We start from the raw sequence: 16,790 nt of genomic DNA, 5'->3' as shown, positions 1-16,790 counted from the left end.
AAATGAAAAAGGAGTTTTTACTATGATGACTATTTCACAAGTAAAACAGACAGCAAAAGAGTCGCTTCGTGGCAACTGGGGAATTGCCATTGGAATATTTGTACTTGCTTGGCTAATCGAAACTGTTGGTGGAGGATTAATTGGTTGGATCCCAGTCATTGGTTGGATTGCAATATTCCTACTAACTGGACCACTTTATACTGGGGTTGCTTGGGTGTACCTAGCAATTAGCCGCCGTGAACAACCAGATGTTGCTTATATGTTTAGTGGTTTTAAACAATTTGGACGTACGGTCTTAGCTTACTTACTAATCTCTATTTTCACATTCTTATGGAGCTTACTATTAATCGTACCAGGAATTATTAAAACTTACTCTTATTCACAAACATTCTTTATCTTACGAGATAACCCAAATATTTCTGCGCTAGATGCTATTACAGAAAGCCGCCACATGATGAATGGACACAAAGGTAGACTTTTTGGACTATCTCTTACATTCCTTTTATGGTATTTAATTCCTCTTGCTGTTGCGATTGCAGGTACGGTTATCGTTGCTGGCGGAATGGCTACTACATCTTATACAGCTGATCCTGCTGAAGTACTTTCAGCTCTTGCTGCCGGTGCTACGTTTGGTGGACTCGTGTTAATCTTAGCATCGTGGTTAATTACTCTTGGTATTTCGCTTTATGTTTATCCTTATCTAATCACTTCTATCGCTGTGTTCTACGATGATTTATACGCAGCAACAGAAGGCACTTTTACAGAAGAAACGGTCATCGTGGAAGAAGAAGTAAATCCATTTGGAACAACAGAAGCTGATCCATTTGCTGAAGATACACATCCAGAAGGCTTCGGACCAGAGGCAACAAAAGAACCCGAAACGCCTGTAGTACCAGAAGCTCCTGAGGCTCCTGAGGCTCCTGAAACACCAGAAACGCCGGAAGTTCCTGAAACTCCTGAGGCACCCGAAACACCGGAAGCTCCAAAAGATAACAATGAACCAAAATAAAATTACGGCTGGCGGACTGGAATTTCTAGTCCGCTTTGCTGCGCCAACGGACCGTCTGAAAATAAATGACTTAATGATAGATACAGCTCGCTGGTTAAAAGAGTCGGGGTCAACCCAGTGGAGCGACATTTTGCATGGTTTTGATGTCCATAATATCGAACAACGTATTGAACTTGGTGAAGTTGCCCTTTTTGAAACGGAAGCGGGTGCACTTGCGGGCGCAATGATTATTCGAAAAACGCCAAGTGATTGGGATACGGATTTATGGGAAGATTTGGCAATTGATAAAGCATATTATTTACACCGGATTATGGTTTCTCGAGCATTTTCCGGAATTTCATTAAGTAAACAAATGATTTATTTTGCGGAAAAATTAGGTATCGAAATGTCCGTTCCTTTCATTCGGTTAGATTGCATCGAAAGCAATGAGACGCTCAATCAAATGTATGTCCGCTATGGTTTTCAATTTTCTGGTAAGAAAAACGGTTTTTATTTATATCAAAAAGAGCTGTCACAAAAGTGACAGCTCTTTTTATCTGTAGGCTTGAATCGTTAATTCCGCAAACATAGACTTAATTGTTTTCCTGGCTAATTCAGTTTCCTCTTCTGCGAGCAACTCACAAATTTGGTTACTTTTCTTGTTAGTCCATTCTCTAATTTCGACGGATTTAAACATATTAATTCCATCTGAAAAATGAATCATTTGGAAGAAAATTTGCTTGACGATACGGACTTGATAGGGATTTTCCGCAAAACTGATTAAACAAAGAATAAAGCGATGATGTGCATCATAATAATTTTCTATGTCAGTTAGATACGAAAGGCGCTCCATCTCTTGCATACGAGCATACAATTTCTCCAAATCCATTTCATAACCGAAATGAGCTGCTTTCGCAATTGCTGCATCAACAAAAATTTCAATGGTTTCCATCAATTGCACATAGCGATCCGAATCAACAATACAATCATTTAAAACAGCACCGCTATTTTCGTGATAACTAACAATACCTTGAGCAGTAAGCGTTGCAATGGCTTTTCTTATTGGCGACCGGCTAACACCGAATTCCCTAGCCAACTTTTCTTCTGCTAAATGTTCATTCGCCACTAACTCGCCGTTTTTGATTTTTTCAAGAAGTAGATTATACACCATCTTATCTAATGTTTTAAATTTGTTTGCCACAAAGTCTGCCCCCTCTACGCTCGTAATTATATCACAGAAAAAATATTAATGGATGAGCTTGCTTCGTTTTGCTTTTTCTGATAGCTTGGGTACTACTTTGTCTAGTGGTTTTTTGAGTAAAATGCCTAGCGTGATAAAGAGAATGGCAAATCCGGCAAGAACACTCATATCGATCCAAACCGTTGGCATATAAAGCCCCCCAACACTTTCCCGAATTAAACTAACGGCATAAGTGAATGGCAAGAAAGGATAAATAGCTTGGAAAAATGGTGGCGAAACTTGAATTGGAAAGTTCCCGCCTGCTCCTGAAATTTGTAAAACTAACAGGATAATCGCAATCCCTTTTCCAACATTATTAAATAGCGATACGAGCGTGTAGACAATTGTCATGAACACCACGCTGATAAACATGCTGAATAGTACATGTAGTAATGGTTCTGCGATGGATACCCCGAGCAAGAAAATATTCCCGAGCGTCACGATAAGCGCCTGCATTAATCCGATAGATAGGAAGGTCAGCAATCGGCCAAAATATCGGTGATAATGGCTGAAAATTCCTGCCGGCACTTCTACATCCACACGTAATAACGAAATCAACAAGAGCGCACCGACCCATAAACAAAGAGCTGTATAAAATGGCGAACTTGCCGAACCATAATTTGGAATTGGATAGTAGCTTGTTTCTTTTAACTTAACTGGATTGGCAATAAATGAACTATCTTTATCTGCGTCATTTCTGAGCATCTTAATAATGCTTTGCAAATCGTAATTTTTATCGAAATCGGTAATTTTATTCGCTGCATTATTAATGGCTTTTTCGAATTCCGGCAATTCTTCCCTCGAAAGATCGGCCGCAATTTTAATCGCTTTTTCGAATTCCGGCATTTTTTCTTGGATGAGATTGGAGGCTTGATTTATTTCTTTTTCAAGCCCTGGTAAATCATCACGAATGAAGTTGGCCGCTTTTTTTATGTTCGCTTTTACATTCGGATAATCGTTTTGGTAAAAGTTGGCTGCTTCGTTAATGCCTGCGATAATCGTGTCGAGCTTGGTGTTGATTACTTTTGTCGCTTCATCTAACGTTTTTTGAATTTCTGGTAAGCGTTCTTGGAATTCTTTTAAGTATGTTTGACCGGTTTGTAGTGTTTCCCTCGAATCTTTTAAAACCTGCGTAATTTCTGGGATTTTCGCTTGTAGGGTTTCTAATAGTTTCTGGCTGTCTTTCAAATCTCCTTGAATTTGGTTTAAGCCGACTTTAATTGCTGGAACGATTTCAGAATCATAGTTCGCTAAAATTTGGTCTAACTTCGCGCTAACTTTTTTCGCTTGTTCATTCAGTTGATTTAAAAGTTCCTCGGAAGGTTGCGCGCCATTTTCAAGTTCTGTGCGTACTTTTGTAATCGTTTCTTTTTGCGCGCCTAACTGGCTATTAATCGTTTTTAAATTCGCAATTAAATCAGTAAATGGCTTATTCGGCAATGTTTCATTTAAACTTTCTAATGTCGCGGTTTGTTTGGTAATCATTTGTTGTAAGGAATCAATATCTTGCTCCATTTTTTTCAATTCCGTAATAGCTTGTTCTGGCGTGATTGAGCCATTTTTGATTGCTTCTGTCACTTGATAGATGTTGTCCGCCATTTGCTTCATTAGCGTTAAGTTTTGTTTAATAGCAGGCGCTAACGTATCAAAGGACTTATTGATTTCATCCGCAAAATCAGATACTTTATCCACATAGCCGCTGCCATTTTGAGCAATTTTTTCTACCGTTGGAATTGCCGCCATTGCTGTATCAATCACATCAAGCGCTTTGCCCGATTCATTCACTGCGTCATTGACCGTTTTCTTAATCGTTCCGAAGTTTTCATCTACTTCTTTTACCGATTCGGCGATTTGTTTGATTTCCGGGATTTTCTTTTGGAGCACTAAAATATCTTGCCCGAGTTGGTCAATTTTTGGTAGTTGTTGTTCCACTAATAAGACGTTTTCTGTTGCTTTATTTAGTTCAGGAATTTTTTCATTTAGCTCGACAACTTGGTTTGCTTTGGCTTTTAGTTCGGGTAGTTTGGCTTCTATTTTGACCGCTTCTGCTCCCATTTTTTTCAGTTCTGGTAAAGCATCCTGCACTTGGAATACCTTGGTTTTTAGGCGACGAATTGTTGGCAATTCATTTTCAAGATCAATCCCCGCTTTATTAAACTCTTCCAAAACGGCTTTACTAACTGTGCCGACAAACTCAGAACTAATTTGATTTACAATCGTCGTTGCGCCACTCTCGGTCATTTTTGGCGCGATAGCATTGATTTTTTCATTGACGGAATAATCGATTGTCGGTTTGGTAACATTATCATTTACGACCGAAACCATATCTTCTGAAAAATCTTTTGGAATATGAATAGACGCGTAGTATTTCCCACTTTTCACGCCTTTTTTCGCTTCATCCTCACTTACAAAAGTCCAACCGAGTTTTTTATTTTTTTCTAACGTTTTCTTGAGCTGGTCCCCGACGTTCACTTGTTGCGGCTTTTTCCCAGGTACGTCTATTTCCGCGCCTTCATCATCAATCGAAACTGCCACTTTGATCCCCGAAGTGTTGGAATACGGATCCCAAAGTGCTTCAATATTAAACCAAGCATATAATGATGGCAAAATAATTAATGCAATTACTAATAATAAAGCTAAAGGCGCTTTAAAGAGACGGCGCCAGTCTAAAATAAATATTTCGTATACTTTCCGCATCAAAAGCACCTCCTGTTTTTAAGCAATTTACCTTTAGAAATACTATCTAAATGTACGGATAATATACAAATTCACTAATTTTTGTATTACCTCTTTTGCTAAATCGTGTTTCTTTTCTACCATGTAGTAAGTTAACTGTTCTAACGTTTCCATTGTTTCTTCTTCCAAGAGCACAGGAATCATTTTAATATCTTTTTGCGCTTTATTAAAGAAATCTCGCTTCATTTTCCTAACAATATCTTCAGCATAACTATTAGCTAACTGCGCAACAAATTGCAACAACCATTTGCTAAGTAACGACAGATAAGCCTCCACATCTTCTTCTTTTTGAATTTCGCGCATTTCCTCTAATAGCGCATTACCTTGCTCTGGTTTATAGGTTAAATTTTTATTTTTACATTTTTCAATCGTTTGTACGACAAGGATTTCGGCCATTTCTAATAATTCAATAAAACGTCCTGCACTCATGCTGCTTTCAATCACAATTGCCCCCCGGTTCAGCTCGTATTCGATTAACTCTTCGGATACTAAAACCGCAATTGCTTTTCTGACTGGCGTTCGACTAATAGATAATTCTTTTGCAATACCAGCTTCTGAAATATGTTGACCTACATGAAGCTTTCCACTGAGAATTTTTTCTTTGATTGTATAATATGCTAATTTTTCATATGTTTGTTTTTCCATGCTCATCCCTCGTTTTCTATATATTAAAAGTATTTTCTACGCCAAAAAATGACAGTTACTCCCGTTGTAATTAAAAGCGTAAATAAAAGAATTAATGCAAATGCGTGCTCATTATGCATGAATGGTAGCTTAATATTCATCCCATAAATACTAGCCACAATCGTGGGTAATGACAAAATAATGGTAAATGATGTTAAAAATTTCATCACGATATTTAAATTGTTCGAAATAACCGAAGAAAATACATCCGACATCCCGCTAATTATTTGGGTATATGTATCCGTCATTGCAATTGCTTGCTTATTTTCAATAATAACATCTCTGAGCAAATCATGATTATCCTCTTGCTGCATAAAATGTTCTACATCTTCCATTTTATCGAGAATTGCTTTATTCGATTGAAGGGCCGTTGCAAAAAATACTAAACTTTTCTGAACTGCCATAAAAGCATACAGTTGCTCATTTTTCATCGATTGTTTAATCTGTATTTCTAAATTATTTGTTTGTTTAATGATTTGATTTAAGTATTTGAGGTAATAATAAGATACAGCGTACAATAATTTTAACAAAAATTGCTTATGATTGGTTGTATCATATTCTTCTAACTTCATCGATTGCACATCTTTTAGAATTGGCAGATCTCGCAACGTGATTGTTACAAGATGTTTTCTAGTTAAAACAATCCCAATCGGAAGTGTTTCATACATTGCGTAGCCTAGTTCATCCTCCGATTCGTATGGATAATCTACAATGACTAGTGAATGTCTTACATCTTGCTCTGCTCGTTTTAATTCTATCCTAGAGCGCTCCTCAGAATCTAATGCATCCAAAATATACGGTTTGGGCACATCCATTTCCTTACTCAACATTTCTATTTCGTCGTCTGTTGGAGCAGTTACTTTTACCCAACAACCATCTTCCAAAGCAGAAATTTGCTCCATTTTTTCATTTGTTGTCTTAAAAAATTCAATCATCTAGATATCTCCCTTCTTCGTATCTTCTTTACAAAATATTTCATTTATGTTACATTATTATTAATAATAATTCATTTATGACAAAGGAGCGATGAAAATGGAATTTATGTCTATGATAGTTACAGGAATTGTTTTAGCAGCAATAATCTCAGGACTTTCTTTTGTGGTTGGTAAACTTAGTGGATTATCTTGGTTTTGGATTGCGTTTTGTGCAAATAGCGGTTTCTTTATTATTTTCATCACTGTGCAAAATTCATTTCCAGATAACGCAGCCGTAGCCCTTTCGTATTTAAATCTTGGAATTGGCGTAGTTTTAATTGCTTTAACGCTTTTCCAATCTAGCAATTGGCTTTTCAAGAAAACAATGCAACGTAAACATTAAAATAATTAGTCTAATCTACCATTCCCTTATTATCGCATCAAAAAACTGTTTAAGCTCGTTTTTCGCTTAAACAGTTCTTTTTTTATTTGAAGTGAATCTTAATTCCGTTAGAATCTGTCACGGAAATAGTATTTTCCAATCGTTTCACATCATATCCTTGTTCTATTAAGTTGGTTATTATTGCATCTTTATCAGGAGTAATAATTGTAAACCAAGCGAGTCCCGTTTCATTTTCTTGCAGAAGTTCCAAGTTGCGACCTGCCCAGACGTTTGAACCGATGTGATGATGATAATCACCAGCCGCAAAAAACCTTGCTGACGGAATAGCGGTCGTTAAGTTCATTCCAAGTACCTCTTTATAAAATTGTTCCGCTTTGTCAGCATCTGCCACTTGTAAATGCACATGACCAATTATCGTTCCGTTTGGCATCCCTGTAAATGGTTCATCGGTCGCAATTTGAAGCAACGAATCCACATCTACTTGTTCTGTCACCATCGGTAAATTGCCATCGCCATCACGCATCCATTCTGCTTTTGGACGGTCTGCATAAATTTCAATGCCATTGCCTTCAATATCATGTAAATAAAGCGCCTCGCTATAAGCATGATCTCCCGCGCCATCAATCGGATAACCTGATTTAGCCAAATGCAGTAACACATCCGCTAAACTTTCTCGCGTTGGCAAAAGAAAGGCGGTATGAAACAAGCCAATACGCGGCACTTCTGGAACAACCGCATTATCTATCTTTTTAAGAACAAGTAAAGCTTCATCAGACCCACTCACGCCGAGCCGAACCATTCGCTCATTTTCCTCTAATAACTTCAAACCAATTACTTCTTGATAAAAACCTGCCATCTCTTTTAAATGTCCAACATTCAATACAACTTCGCCAAGTCGTAATTCTTCACTAATTTCTGCCATGTAAAAAACGCTCCTTTTATTGTAATACATTCATTACAACATAAGGAGCGTTCAAATTCCAATAAAACGACTTACAAAAAGTAAGTTAATTATTTTTTAAGTAATTCACTATGTTTTCTACCATAAGCAAAGTAAACAATTAAACCAATAACAAACCAAATTCCGCAAAGAATCCACGTATGAACAGACAGACGGCTAATTAAAAACGCACATAATAAGAACGAAACAATTGGAAGAACTGGATAAAATGGTACTTTAAATCCTCTCGCTTGAATATCTTTATTTTTACGTAAAAAGATAATCCCGATAGACACCATCATAAACGCCAAGAGTGTTCCAATATTAACCAACTCAGCCAATCGATCTAATGGTACAAGCCCACTAATAATCGCGACTATCACTGCAAAAATCCAGGTGTTTTTAACAGGTGTTTGATATTTTTGATTAATTTCTGCAAGTACTTTTGGTAATAAACCATCACGTCCCATCGCAAAAATCAATCTAGTCGCCCCGTAACTCATTACTAAAATTACTGTAATCATCCCAACAACCGCGCCAAGTGATACAATGCCAGCTACCCAATCTTGGTTAATCACTTGCAAAGCATAAGCCACTGGATCTGTTACGTTTAAATCTGTGTACGGTACCATTCCAGTTAAAACAGCGGATACAGCAACATATAACACCGTACAAATAAGTAGCGAGCCTATAATCCCAATCGGCATTGTCCGTTGCGGATCTTTCACTTCTTCAGCTGCAGACGAAACGGCATCAAAACCTAAATAAGCAAAGAAAACTAGCGCCGCACCATTCATAACGCCACTAATTCCAAATGGCATAAACGGTTGCCAATTATCCGGTTTGACATAAAATACACCAACAACTAAGAAAAGTAAAATAACACCAACTTTAATAACTACCATAATGGTATTCACGCGCGTTGATTCTTTTATCCCAAGCGTCAATAAAAAGGCAATCACAAGAACAATAATAATCGCCGGTAAATTAATAAATGTACCTACTTCTGGATTAAAAGGCCCAGAGATTGCTTCTGGGATGGAAATATGAAAGCCTGAAAGTAACGCATTTAAATAAGAAGACCACCCACTCGCAACAGAAGCCACTGCAAGCCCGTATTCTAAAATAAGTGCCCAACCAAGCAACCATCCAATTAACTCACCAAAAACAACATAACCATACGTATAGGCGCTCCCTGCAACCGGAACACTAGACGCAAACTCTGAGTAACACATTGCTGCAATCGCACAAACAATCGCCGCAATCACAAAAGAGAAAATAATCGCTGGTCCCGCATTTTTCGCTGCGACTGTTCCTGGTAAAATAAAAATCCCCGTTCCAACAATCGCTCCGACTCCAAGTAAAGTTAAATCAAGTGGTCCGAGCGTTTGCTTTAAATGCGTGCTACCACTTTTATTATGCATTAAATCTTCTATCGGTTTTCTTCTAAATAATGAATTCATTTTGTCTCCTACCTTTTTACAGTCTTCTAAAAGGATATCCTTTTACACTTTAAAGGTCAATAGGATTGTGAGAAAAAATACAAAAACTAATCATTCTTTCCTAAAGTAGAACCTATTACCCAAATATATCAGAATCATCTTTCATGATTTGCACTAGACGCACGATTAAGCTAAAATTAGAAGGAATGGATTTGTGCGTGTTTAGCACAAAGCATGCTAGAAAGAGGAATTCAGTTGATTTTATTTTATTTTTTATTAATTATTGGTAAGTTCACTTTCGCCTATTTCCAGATTTTTAAAGATCCTAACTTCTTGGCACTTGGAATGGACCTGCTGTTTATCGTCTTACTTCTTGGACTAATTCATTTATTTGCACCGGTTCGCTCGCACATTTATTGGTATGCGGGAATGTCTTTATTTATTGGGATTTTAATGCTCGTGTGTGTACTTTACGCCCGGTTTTATAATGAAGTTCCAACATATCACAGCTTCTCTCTTATCGGCGAGGTTGGCGTAGTTAAAAACAGTGCTACAAGCCTGCTAAGCGGAACAGACTGGTTGTACATCCTAGATATCGTTTTACTCCCATTTATCCTTTATTTCCATATCAAAAAAGGACACGAGTTCCCTTCATTCCGCATAACTAGCCGTGTTTATGGCGTATCATTTATTAGTACGCTACTCGTTTTAAGTGGTTTTACTTATTTTATGATGCAACAAAACATTATCAGTGACTCCAAGCGCGCAAAACGAATGGGAATTTTCACATTTAATATCAGTACCGCGCTTACTGGTGCAGATCATGTTAAAGCCGCAGATATTACTGCAAAAAACGTGAATGACATTAAAGGTGTGTCGGTTAAGTCAAATCCCGATTACTTCGGTGCTGCTAAAGGAAAAAATCTTATTATCGTTCAACTCGAGTCATTCCAGCGTAATTTAACGAACGTCAAAATTAACGGTCAGTCGATTACGCCTACATTAGATAGCTTACAAAACGAAACCATGTATTCCAACCAATTTTTCCAAACTGTCTCTAAGTCAAATACGGCTGATGCAGAATGGTCCGTTTATACATCGACTTTCCCAAGTGGATATTACACGAACACACAAACTTACGGCGACCGGGTAATCCCGTCTATGCCTCGTTTACTTGGCAAAAATGATTATAAAACAGCGACCTTCCATACAAATGATGCTAGTTTTTACAATCGCGATGAATTTTATCCTGCTGTAGGATTTGATAAGTTTTATGATCGTAAATTCTTTGGCGATGAGGACGTTATTGGCTTTTCTCCTAGTGATGAAGTGCTTTATAACAAAGCCTTTCCGATTCTAGAAGAGCAGTACAAAAACAACCAAAAATTCTATGCGCAATTAATTAGTGTAAGTAGTCATATGCCATTTGATATTCCAAAAGATAAGCAAGAAATCGACTTACCGAGCGATTTAAAAGATACAGAACTTGGTAACTATTTCGAAGCGGTTCATTATGCGGATAAACAACTTGGTGAATTCATTCAAAAATTAAAAGATAGCGGCATTTGGGATGATTCTGTTGTCGTTTTCTACGGCGATCATCACATTATCAAAACCGACCAACTACCTGAGGAACAAAAAAAATACGTCAATCGTTCTACTGAGTTAAAAGCGGATCCAGCCGATGATTACCGTATTCCGTTCTTCTTACATTATCCTGGCATGGAAAACCCTGGTGAAATTAAAAATGTTGGTGGCGAAATTGATATTATGCCAACTGTCATGAATTTACTTGGTATTAAAACTGGTGACCAAATTATGTTTGGAACCGATATCCTCAATTCATCAAATAATTACGTACCTGAACGCTACACAATGCCAGAAGGAAGTTATTTCACCAATTCTTACATGTACCAACCAGATGAAAGTTTCGAAACTGGCGCAGCAACGAATTATGATGGAACAAACAAAGAACTTTCGAGTGATGTAAAGAAACGCTTTGACGCTAGCCGAAAACTCTTACAGTATTCTGATAGCTATGTAAACAATTTACCATTACGAGACGAAGATAAATAAACAAAAGAAGTATCCAGCAAATCTGGATACTTCTTTTTTCGCTTATTTTGGTAAAGCGGCTTGATGTTCATTAAATTTTTCAATACTTTCAAGCGCTAGAGGTTTGTTCATCATTTGTAAAAATAAATCATAACCGATTGTAACGGTATCAGCTCCACTAGCTAGTGCTTGCATAATTTGACGACTATTTTTAAAGCTTGCTCCCATAATTTTCACATCTTCAAGTCCTTGTAAATCTAACACGTATCGTAGTTCTTCTATTGTTTTCGCTGCGTCTAGTCCGCTTACTTCCATGCGATTATAATATGGCGCTAAATAATCTGCCCCAGAGAGCGCTGCAATATAACCTTGTTCCGATGAGAAAATTGCTGTTGCTAAAATAATTTCATTTGGAAAATTAGCGCGAACTTTTGCGATGACTTTTATCCCGGCTTCGTGGGCTGGGATTTTCAAGCCGATTACCGTACCTTCTGCCGGCTCAATTGCTTGAATTCGAAGGACATCTTCCCAGATTTCCTCTTCCGTTAACCCAGCCGCTTGCACAAACACAACTTTGGCTGGAATATTCGCTATATGCGTGTTTCTCGGCTTATTCTCCTTTAATAAAATAGTCGGATTAGTGGTTACACCTTCAAAAAACGGAAATTGAAGCGCTTTCTTTATTTCCTCTAATTTCCCCGTATCTAAAAACATTTCCTCACTCCTTCAAAGTTTTCTTCTCATTTTAAGTGTAGAAAAGTTCCACGAGCCAGTCAATTGTTTCTGAGACCCAAAGTTGTTGGCGATTTTGTACAACAAAAAACACCTCCACGTGCCGAGGTGTTTTTTACCGCTATTTTTTCTTCGGTTCTTTCTTCCAATTTTTCCGCTTGAATTCAAAGCGTTCCATCCATGGTCGGCCTTTTTTCAGTGCAAAATAGCCGACGATGACGATAAATAGTGCGCCAATAATATCGACAATAATATCTGTCATCGTATCTTCCAGTGCAGCGCGGCCAGTGAGCGGTGTTCCATTAGATAGATTATAACGTTGCATATTTAAGTTCATAATTCCATCAAAAGTATACTCATACACTTCCCAGAAAGCCCCCATTGTCACCGCGAAACAAAACGCGAATACAGCGATAAAACCCGGTTTAAGTTTCATGACAACTTTGTTATTAGCATTTAGCAAACTAACGAACGAAAAGCCAATTGCTCCAAGCATCGCCCCACTAAAAGTATGTAAAATTTTATCCCAATGTGGCACGGTTGAATAGAATTTTTGAACTGTACCAAGATAAATGGATCCGTATAGAAATACAATAAACAAAATATACACAAGACCAGGTATTTCAAATTTGAAGCGTCGTGCAATAATCGAAGGTAGCAACAAAATAAAAATTCCTAATATAATTTCAAATAGTAAAAATATATAGTCCCCTCGTAACGTCACATGCGGCCCAGTTGCTGGCTGCTTGATCGGTGCTGTAAAAATTTCGTAAATAGTAAAAACAACAGAAATCCCCATTGACGCAAAAACAAATAATGCTATCCATTGTGTCCAATTGATCTTTTTCATGCACTCATCTCCAATCTATCATGTAATACCCTTTTTTCGCAAAAAGAAACTGCTCATCCATCTTAGACTAGGAATAGACAAGCAGTCAAATTTATCACTTTTTCCGATTAGATCGAAGGAGCCTAAGCCCATTTAGAATAACTAAAATAGTACTTCCCTCGTGCCCCACAACGCCAAATGGCAAATTGATTAGTTGGAAAACATTCGCTGTTATCAAAACAAGAATCACCGCAATCGCAAAACAAATATTTTGCCAAGTAATCCAGTGAAGCCGTTCAGAAAGGTTGTAAGCATATGGGATTTTCTCCAAATCATTTTTCATTAAAACAACATCTGCTGTTTCCATCGCAATGTCCGTCCCCTCGCCCATTGCAATTCCAACAGCCGCATGTGCAAGAGCCGGAGCATCATTAATTCCATCACCAACCATTGCCACACTGCCATAAGTAACCGACAATTCTTTTAACACATCCACTTTTTTCTCAGGTAAACAACCGGAAACAACATAGTCCATTCCGAGTTCGGCTTGAATCGCTGCACCTGTTTGTTCGTTATCTCCCGTCACCATTATGGTTTTAATCCCTTTTGCTTGAAGTGCCTTAATCGTACGAATGGCTTCAGGCCGGCATGTATCTTTAAGGGCAAACATAGCCTGAATCACGCCGTCTTTAGCTACATAAACAATCGTTTTCCCTTCACCCGCAAGTCGCTCAAATGCACCATTTGAAAATGCTGCCGCTGCTTCTTTCCCAACAAACCCAGCTTTCCCAACTTGCCAATTTTCCTCTTGATAAATCGCTTGAACTCCCCATCCAGCTACATCCGTCACTTCAATTTCTGTTAACTTTTCGGTGATTTCTGCCTCTAGGTCTTGCGTTATTGCCGCAGCTAACGGATGTAAAGATTGTCGCTCCATCGCTCCAACTACATTGATTACTTGTTGCTTATCGACATTTTCAGCAAATAACCGATCTGTCAGTTCTGGTGTACCATTTGTCAGCGTCCCAGTTTTATCAAATGCAACAGCTTTTACACCGCGCAAATTTTCCAAGTGTACGCCGCCTTTAAACAAAATCCCGTGACGTGCACCGTTCGAAATTGCCGCTAAAGTCGCAGGCGTTACCGAAGCCACTAGCGCACAAGGGGAAGCAACCGTTAGCAAAACCATCGCACGATAAAATGTTTCATTCCAAGACCACCCTAAAGCAAAATGAGGCAAGAACATCATTACTAACACAAATAATAGAACTGCTTTTACATACGCATCCTCAAATCGTTCAATAAAGCGAGCGGTTTTCGAAGGTTCACTTTGAGCCGATTCTACTAAACGAATAATCTTACTAAAAATCGTATTATCAAATGTTTGCGTTACTTTGACCGTGATGGCGCTGCTTACATTGACCGTCCCGCCAAACACATCCGCACCAACTGTTTTCGTCGCTGGCACTGATTCCCCATTAATGGCTGCTTCATTTAACGTGGTTGACCCTCGAACAATGACTCCATCGATTGGAACACTTTCTCCTGGCCGAACGAATACCATATCATCCAGTTGTAACTCCTTTGCAGCCACTTCCTCTAAATCTCCATTAGGAAGCAAACGAAAGGCGCGTTCTGGTTGAAATGCCATTAATTTCGTGATTTCGCGCTTACTTTTATTGGTCGTATACGTTTCTAAAGCGCCACTAACCGAGAAAATAAAAATAAGTATGGCCCCTTCAAACCAATAACCAATAATAGATGCACCGGTAGCCGCTAAAATCATTAAGAGCTCCACATTCAACTTTTTCGTTTTGATAGTCGCTTGAATGCCTTCTTTAGCTTGCTCAAAACCACCGATAACAAAGGCACTTAGGAAAATAACCGCTGTCCAAAAGTCGCCAACATCACTGCCGACCAAACAACCTATCACAATCAAAATCCCGCTAATACCCGTCGTAATAAATTGCCAATTCTGCTTCATCCATTCCTTCATTATGCTCATCCTCTCCAAATGATAATGATTCCCATTACCCTAAAAAACACAAAAATCTGCTTTCGCAACCGCGAAAAACAGATTAAACAATAATTATTATAAATAAATATAAAAACATGCGTCCTTAACTCACTTGTTATTATAGCACTTTCCTAATGACATATCAAACTAATTGATAAAATTATATTCTAATTGAGAATGAATTTCACTATCACTCCAATACATAAAAAAACACTTGAGCATAATGCCCAAGTGTCTGATCTCATTAAGGTAATTGGTTGCCAGCCGCACGGTAAATTTCATACCATTCTTCGCGACTAAGTGTTACGTCAGAAGCTTTTGCAATATCAGCAATTCTTCCCGGATTCATTGTACCAACCACTGTTTGGAAGCTCGCTGGGTGGCGCTGAATCCACGCAACCGCTATAGCTGAGTTAGTTACACCTTTGTCAGCAGCAATTTTGTCGATTACTTTGTTCAATTCAGGGAATTTATCGTTATCCAAGAAAACTCCTTCAAAGAAACCATATTGGAACGGGGACCATGCTTGGATTGTCATGTTGTTTAAGCGACTATATTCCAAAATACCGCCGTCACGATCAAGTGAAGGATCAATCGTCATATTCACATTAAAACCAGTATCAATCATACCCGTATGCATAATGCTAAATTGCAGTTGGTTGGCGATTAATTCTTGGTCTACATATTTTTTCAGTAGTTCAATTTGACCTGGATTTTGATTACTTACGCCGAAATGACGCACTTTTCCACTTTTCTCTAATTCTGTGAAAGCTGCCGCTACTTCTTCTGGTTCGAAAAGTGTATCCGGACGGTGAAGTAAAAGTGTATCTAAATAGTCTGTTTTCAGGCGCTTTAAGCTACCTTCCACAGAAGCAATAATGTGCTCTTTTGAAAAATCAAAGAATCCTTGACGAATTCCACATTTTGATTGAAGAATCATTTTTTCACGAATAGTTGCATTCATATCAATTGCATCAGCAAAAACTTCCTCTGATTTACCGCCGCCATAAATATCCGCGTGGTCAAAAAAATCAATGCCATTTTCAAGTGCTGTATTAATCACTTTGTTGGCATCCTCTTTACTAAGATCCGCCATTCTCATACATCCTAGCGAAATTTCTGAAGCTGTTAAAGCGCTATTTCCAATTGTTATTCGTTTCAAACTAAGCACCTCTTTCTAAAAGTATATCCTTATTCTAACACTTTGTTGTAATCGTTACCAAGCTTAACCTTCTGAATAAAAATTAATGCCTTTATCCGTATCCTCCACAACGATTCCAGCCGGTTGATTAATCAAGAGAATGCAGTAGTAAAAATCCCCAACACAACCAGACGTATGTAACGCAAAAATTAAATAAAGAACCGCTTCATTCACCCCAAGAAATCGCAGAAAAATGAACAAACCCGTAAGAACGATAAATGGCGCAATCGAAATAATAAAGAATTGTGCTTTCGTATAAAATGCTCCGGGGCTTCCAGCATAAGCCATCCCATTTTTAAAACCAAATTTCACTTTTGCTTCTGGACGAAATGCTTTAAAGAAAATCCCGTGTACGGCTTCGTGAATAACAATTGCTACTGCATAACCACCAAACATCCAAATAATCCCCATAAAACCATTCGTAATTGCAAAACCACCTGAAAAAACAATTCCTAAAACAGTTAATATGAGTACAATAGCAATCGCAACAATATTCAAATTCATAACCAATTTTTTATTTTCTAGTAAATTAATTTCCTGAATCAATTTTCTTTCCATCCAGACCGCTCCTTTTATAAAAACGCTGATATTTTCGTTATTACAATTATA

At 38.0% G+C, this 16,790-nt stretch carries 15 protein-coding genes; 4 read left to right on the top strand and 11 right to left on the bottom strand.

The genetic code is table 11. The annotated features are described in order from the left end of the window. Positions 1–25 precede the first annotated feature (25 nt). Entirely contained in the window at positions 26–1,009 is a 984-nt protein-coding gene (locus tag GL301_RS03455; protein ID WP_014654212.1) for a DUF975 family protein, read from the top strand. Beyond that, entirely contained in the window at positions 996–1,532 is a 537-nt protein-coding gene (locus tag GL301_RS03450; protein ID WP_003734447.1) for a GNAT family N-acetyltransferase, read from the top strand. Before GL301_RS03455 ends, GL301_RS03450 begins: the two co-directional genes overlap by 14 nt. Before the next feature lie 9 nt (positions 1,533–1,541). Here GL301_RS03450 and GL301_RS03445 read toward each other — a convergent pair whose 3' ends face one another. From GL301_RS03445 to GL301_RS03430, 4 genes are read right to left on the bottom strand one after another with little or no spacing between them, the layout of a single operon-like run. Further along, on the bottom strand, positions 1,542–2,189 hold the full coding sequence (locus GL301_RS03445; RefSeq protein WP_003731019.1) for a GntR family transcriptional regulator: 648 nt from the start codon (positions 2,187–2,189) through the stop codon (positions 1,542–1,544). 45 nt (positions 2,190–2,234) lie between these two features. Beyond that, entirely contained in the window at positions 2,235–4,925 is a 2,691-nt protein-coding gene (locus GL301_RS03440; protein ID WP_012681145.1) for a YhgE/Pip domain-containing protein, read from the bottom strand. Positions 4,926–4,967: 42 nt separating this feature from the next. Further along, positions 4,968–5,609 carry a GntR family transcriptional regulator gene (locus GL301_RS03435; protein ID WP_003724389.1) on the bottom strand — a complete coding sequence of 214 codons (642 nt, stop codon included), beginning with the start codon at positions 5,607–5,609 and terminating at the stop codon, positions 4,968–4,970. Positions 5,610–5,632: 23 nt separating this feature from the next. Continuing rightward, entirely contained in the window at positions 5,633–6,583 is a 951-nt protein-coding gene (locus GL301_RS03430; RefSeq protein WP_003724388.1) for a magnesium transporter CorA family protein, read from the bottom strand. Positions 6,584–6,680: 97 nt separating this feature from the next. On the opposite strand from GL301_RS03430, the gene GL301_RS03425 reads away from it, so the two are divergent. After that, positions 6,681–6,965 carry a hypothetical protein gene (locus GL301_RS03425; RefSeq protein WP_003721764.1) on the top strand — a complete coding sequence of 95 codons (285 nt, stop codon included), beginning with the start codon at positions 6,681–6,683 and terminating at the stop codon, positions 6,963–6,965. Positions 6,966–7,047: 82 nt separating this feature from the next. Here the strand turns inward: GL301_RS03425 and GL301_RS03420 are convergent, their stop codons facing one another. Continuing rightward, positions 7,048–7,887, bottom strand: a complete 840-nt coding sequence (locus GL301_RS03420) for a VOC family protein (protein WP_003727230.1) — start codon at positions 7,885–7,887, stop codon at positions 7,048–7,050. Between the two features lie 89 nt (positions 7,888–7,976). Continuing rightward, complete coding sequence (locus GL301_RS03415; protein ID WP_003727231.1) at positions 7,977–9,368, bottom strand: branched-chain amino acid transporter BcaP; 1,392 nt, start codon at positions 9,366–9,368, stop codon at positions 7,977–7,979. A gap of 234 nt (positions 9,369–9,602) precedes the next feature. Between GL301_RS03415 and ltaP the strand changes: the two genes are divergently transcribed. Next, positions 9,603–11,423: a lipoteichoic acid primase LtaP gene (gene ltaP / locus GL301_RS03410; RefSeq protein ID WP_003740476.1), complete on the top strand. Its 1,821-nt coding sequence runs from the start codon at positions 9,603–9,605 to the stop codon at positions 11,421–11,423. A 42-nt stretch (positions 11,424–11,465) separates the two neighbouring features. Here the strand turns inward: ltaP and GL301_RS03405 are convergent, their stop codons facing one another. The 5 genes from GL301_RS03405 to GL301_RS03385 all read right to left on the bottom strand — a co-directional run bounded on the left by GL301_RS03405 (position 11,466) and on the right by GL301_RS03385 (position 16,739). Then, the gene (locus GL301_RS03405; RefSeq protein WP_010958780.1) at positions 11,466–12,116 is read right to left on the bottom strand and encodes a transaldolase family protein; all 651 of its coding nucleotides are present in this window, start codon (positions 12,114–12,116) and stop codon (positions 11,466–11,468) included. A gap of 139 nt (positions 12,117–12,255) precedes the next feature. Next, positions 12,256–12,984, bottom strand: a complete 729-nt coding sequence (locus GL301_RS03400; RefSeq protein ID WP_003724383.1) for a DUF2238 domain-containing protein — start codon at positions 12,982–12,984, stop codon at positions 12,256–12,258. Positions 12,985–13,078: 94 nt separating this feature from the next. Next, positions 13,079–14,959 (bottom strand): heavy metal translocating P-type ATPase, encoded by a 1,881-nt coding sequence (locus tag GL301_RS03395; RefSeq protein ID WP_003727232.1) that lies wholly within the window; start codon positions 14,957–14,959, stop codon positions 13,079–13,081. Between the two features lie 265 nt (positions 14,960–15,224). After that, complete coding sequence (locus tag GL301_RS03390) at positions 15,225–16,142, bottom strand: aldo/keto reductase (RefSeq protein WP_003729364.1); 918 nt, start codon at positions 16,140–16,142, stop codon at positions 15,225–15,227. 63 nt (positions 16,143–16,205) lie between these two features. Continuing rightward, on the bottom strand, positions 16,206–16,739 hold the full coding sequence (locus tag GL301_RS03385; RefSeq protein ID WP_003724380.1) for a DUF3267 domain-containing protein: 534 nt from the start codon (positions 16,737–16,739) through the stop codon (positions 16,206–16,208). Positions 16,740–16,790: the final 51 nt, after the last annotated feature.

It is taken from the genome of Listeria sp. LM90SB2 (assembly GCF_028867355.1).
GTDB lineage: Bacteria > Bacillota > Bacilli > Lactobacillales > Listeriaceae > Listeria > Listeria monocytogenes_B.
Note: the sequence above shows the minus strand (reverse complement) of the source record. Positions and strands in the feature narration are given on the sequence as shown.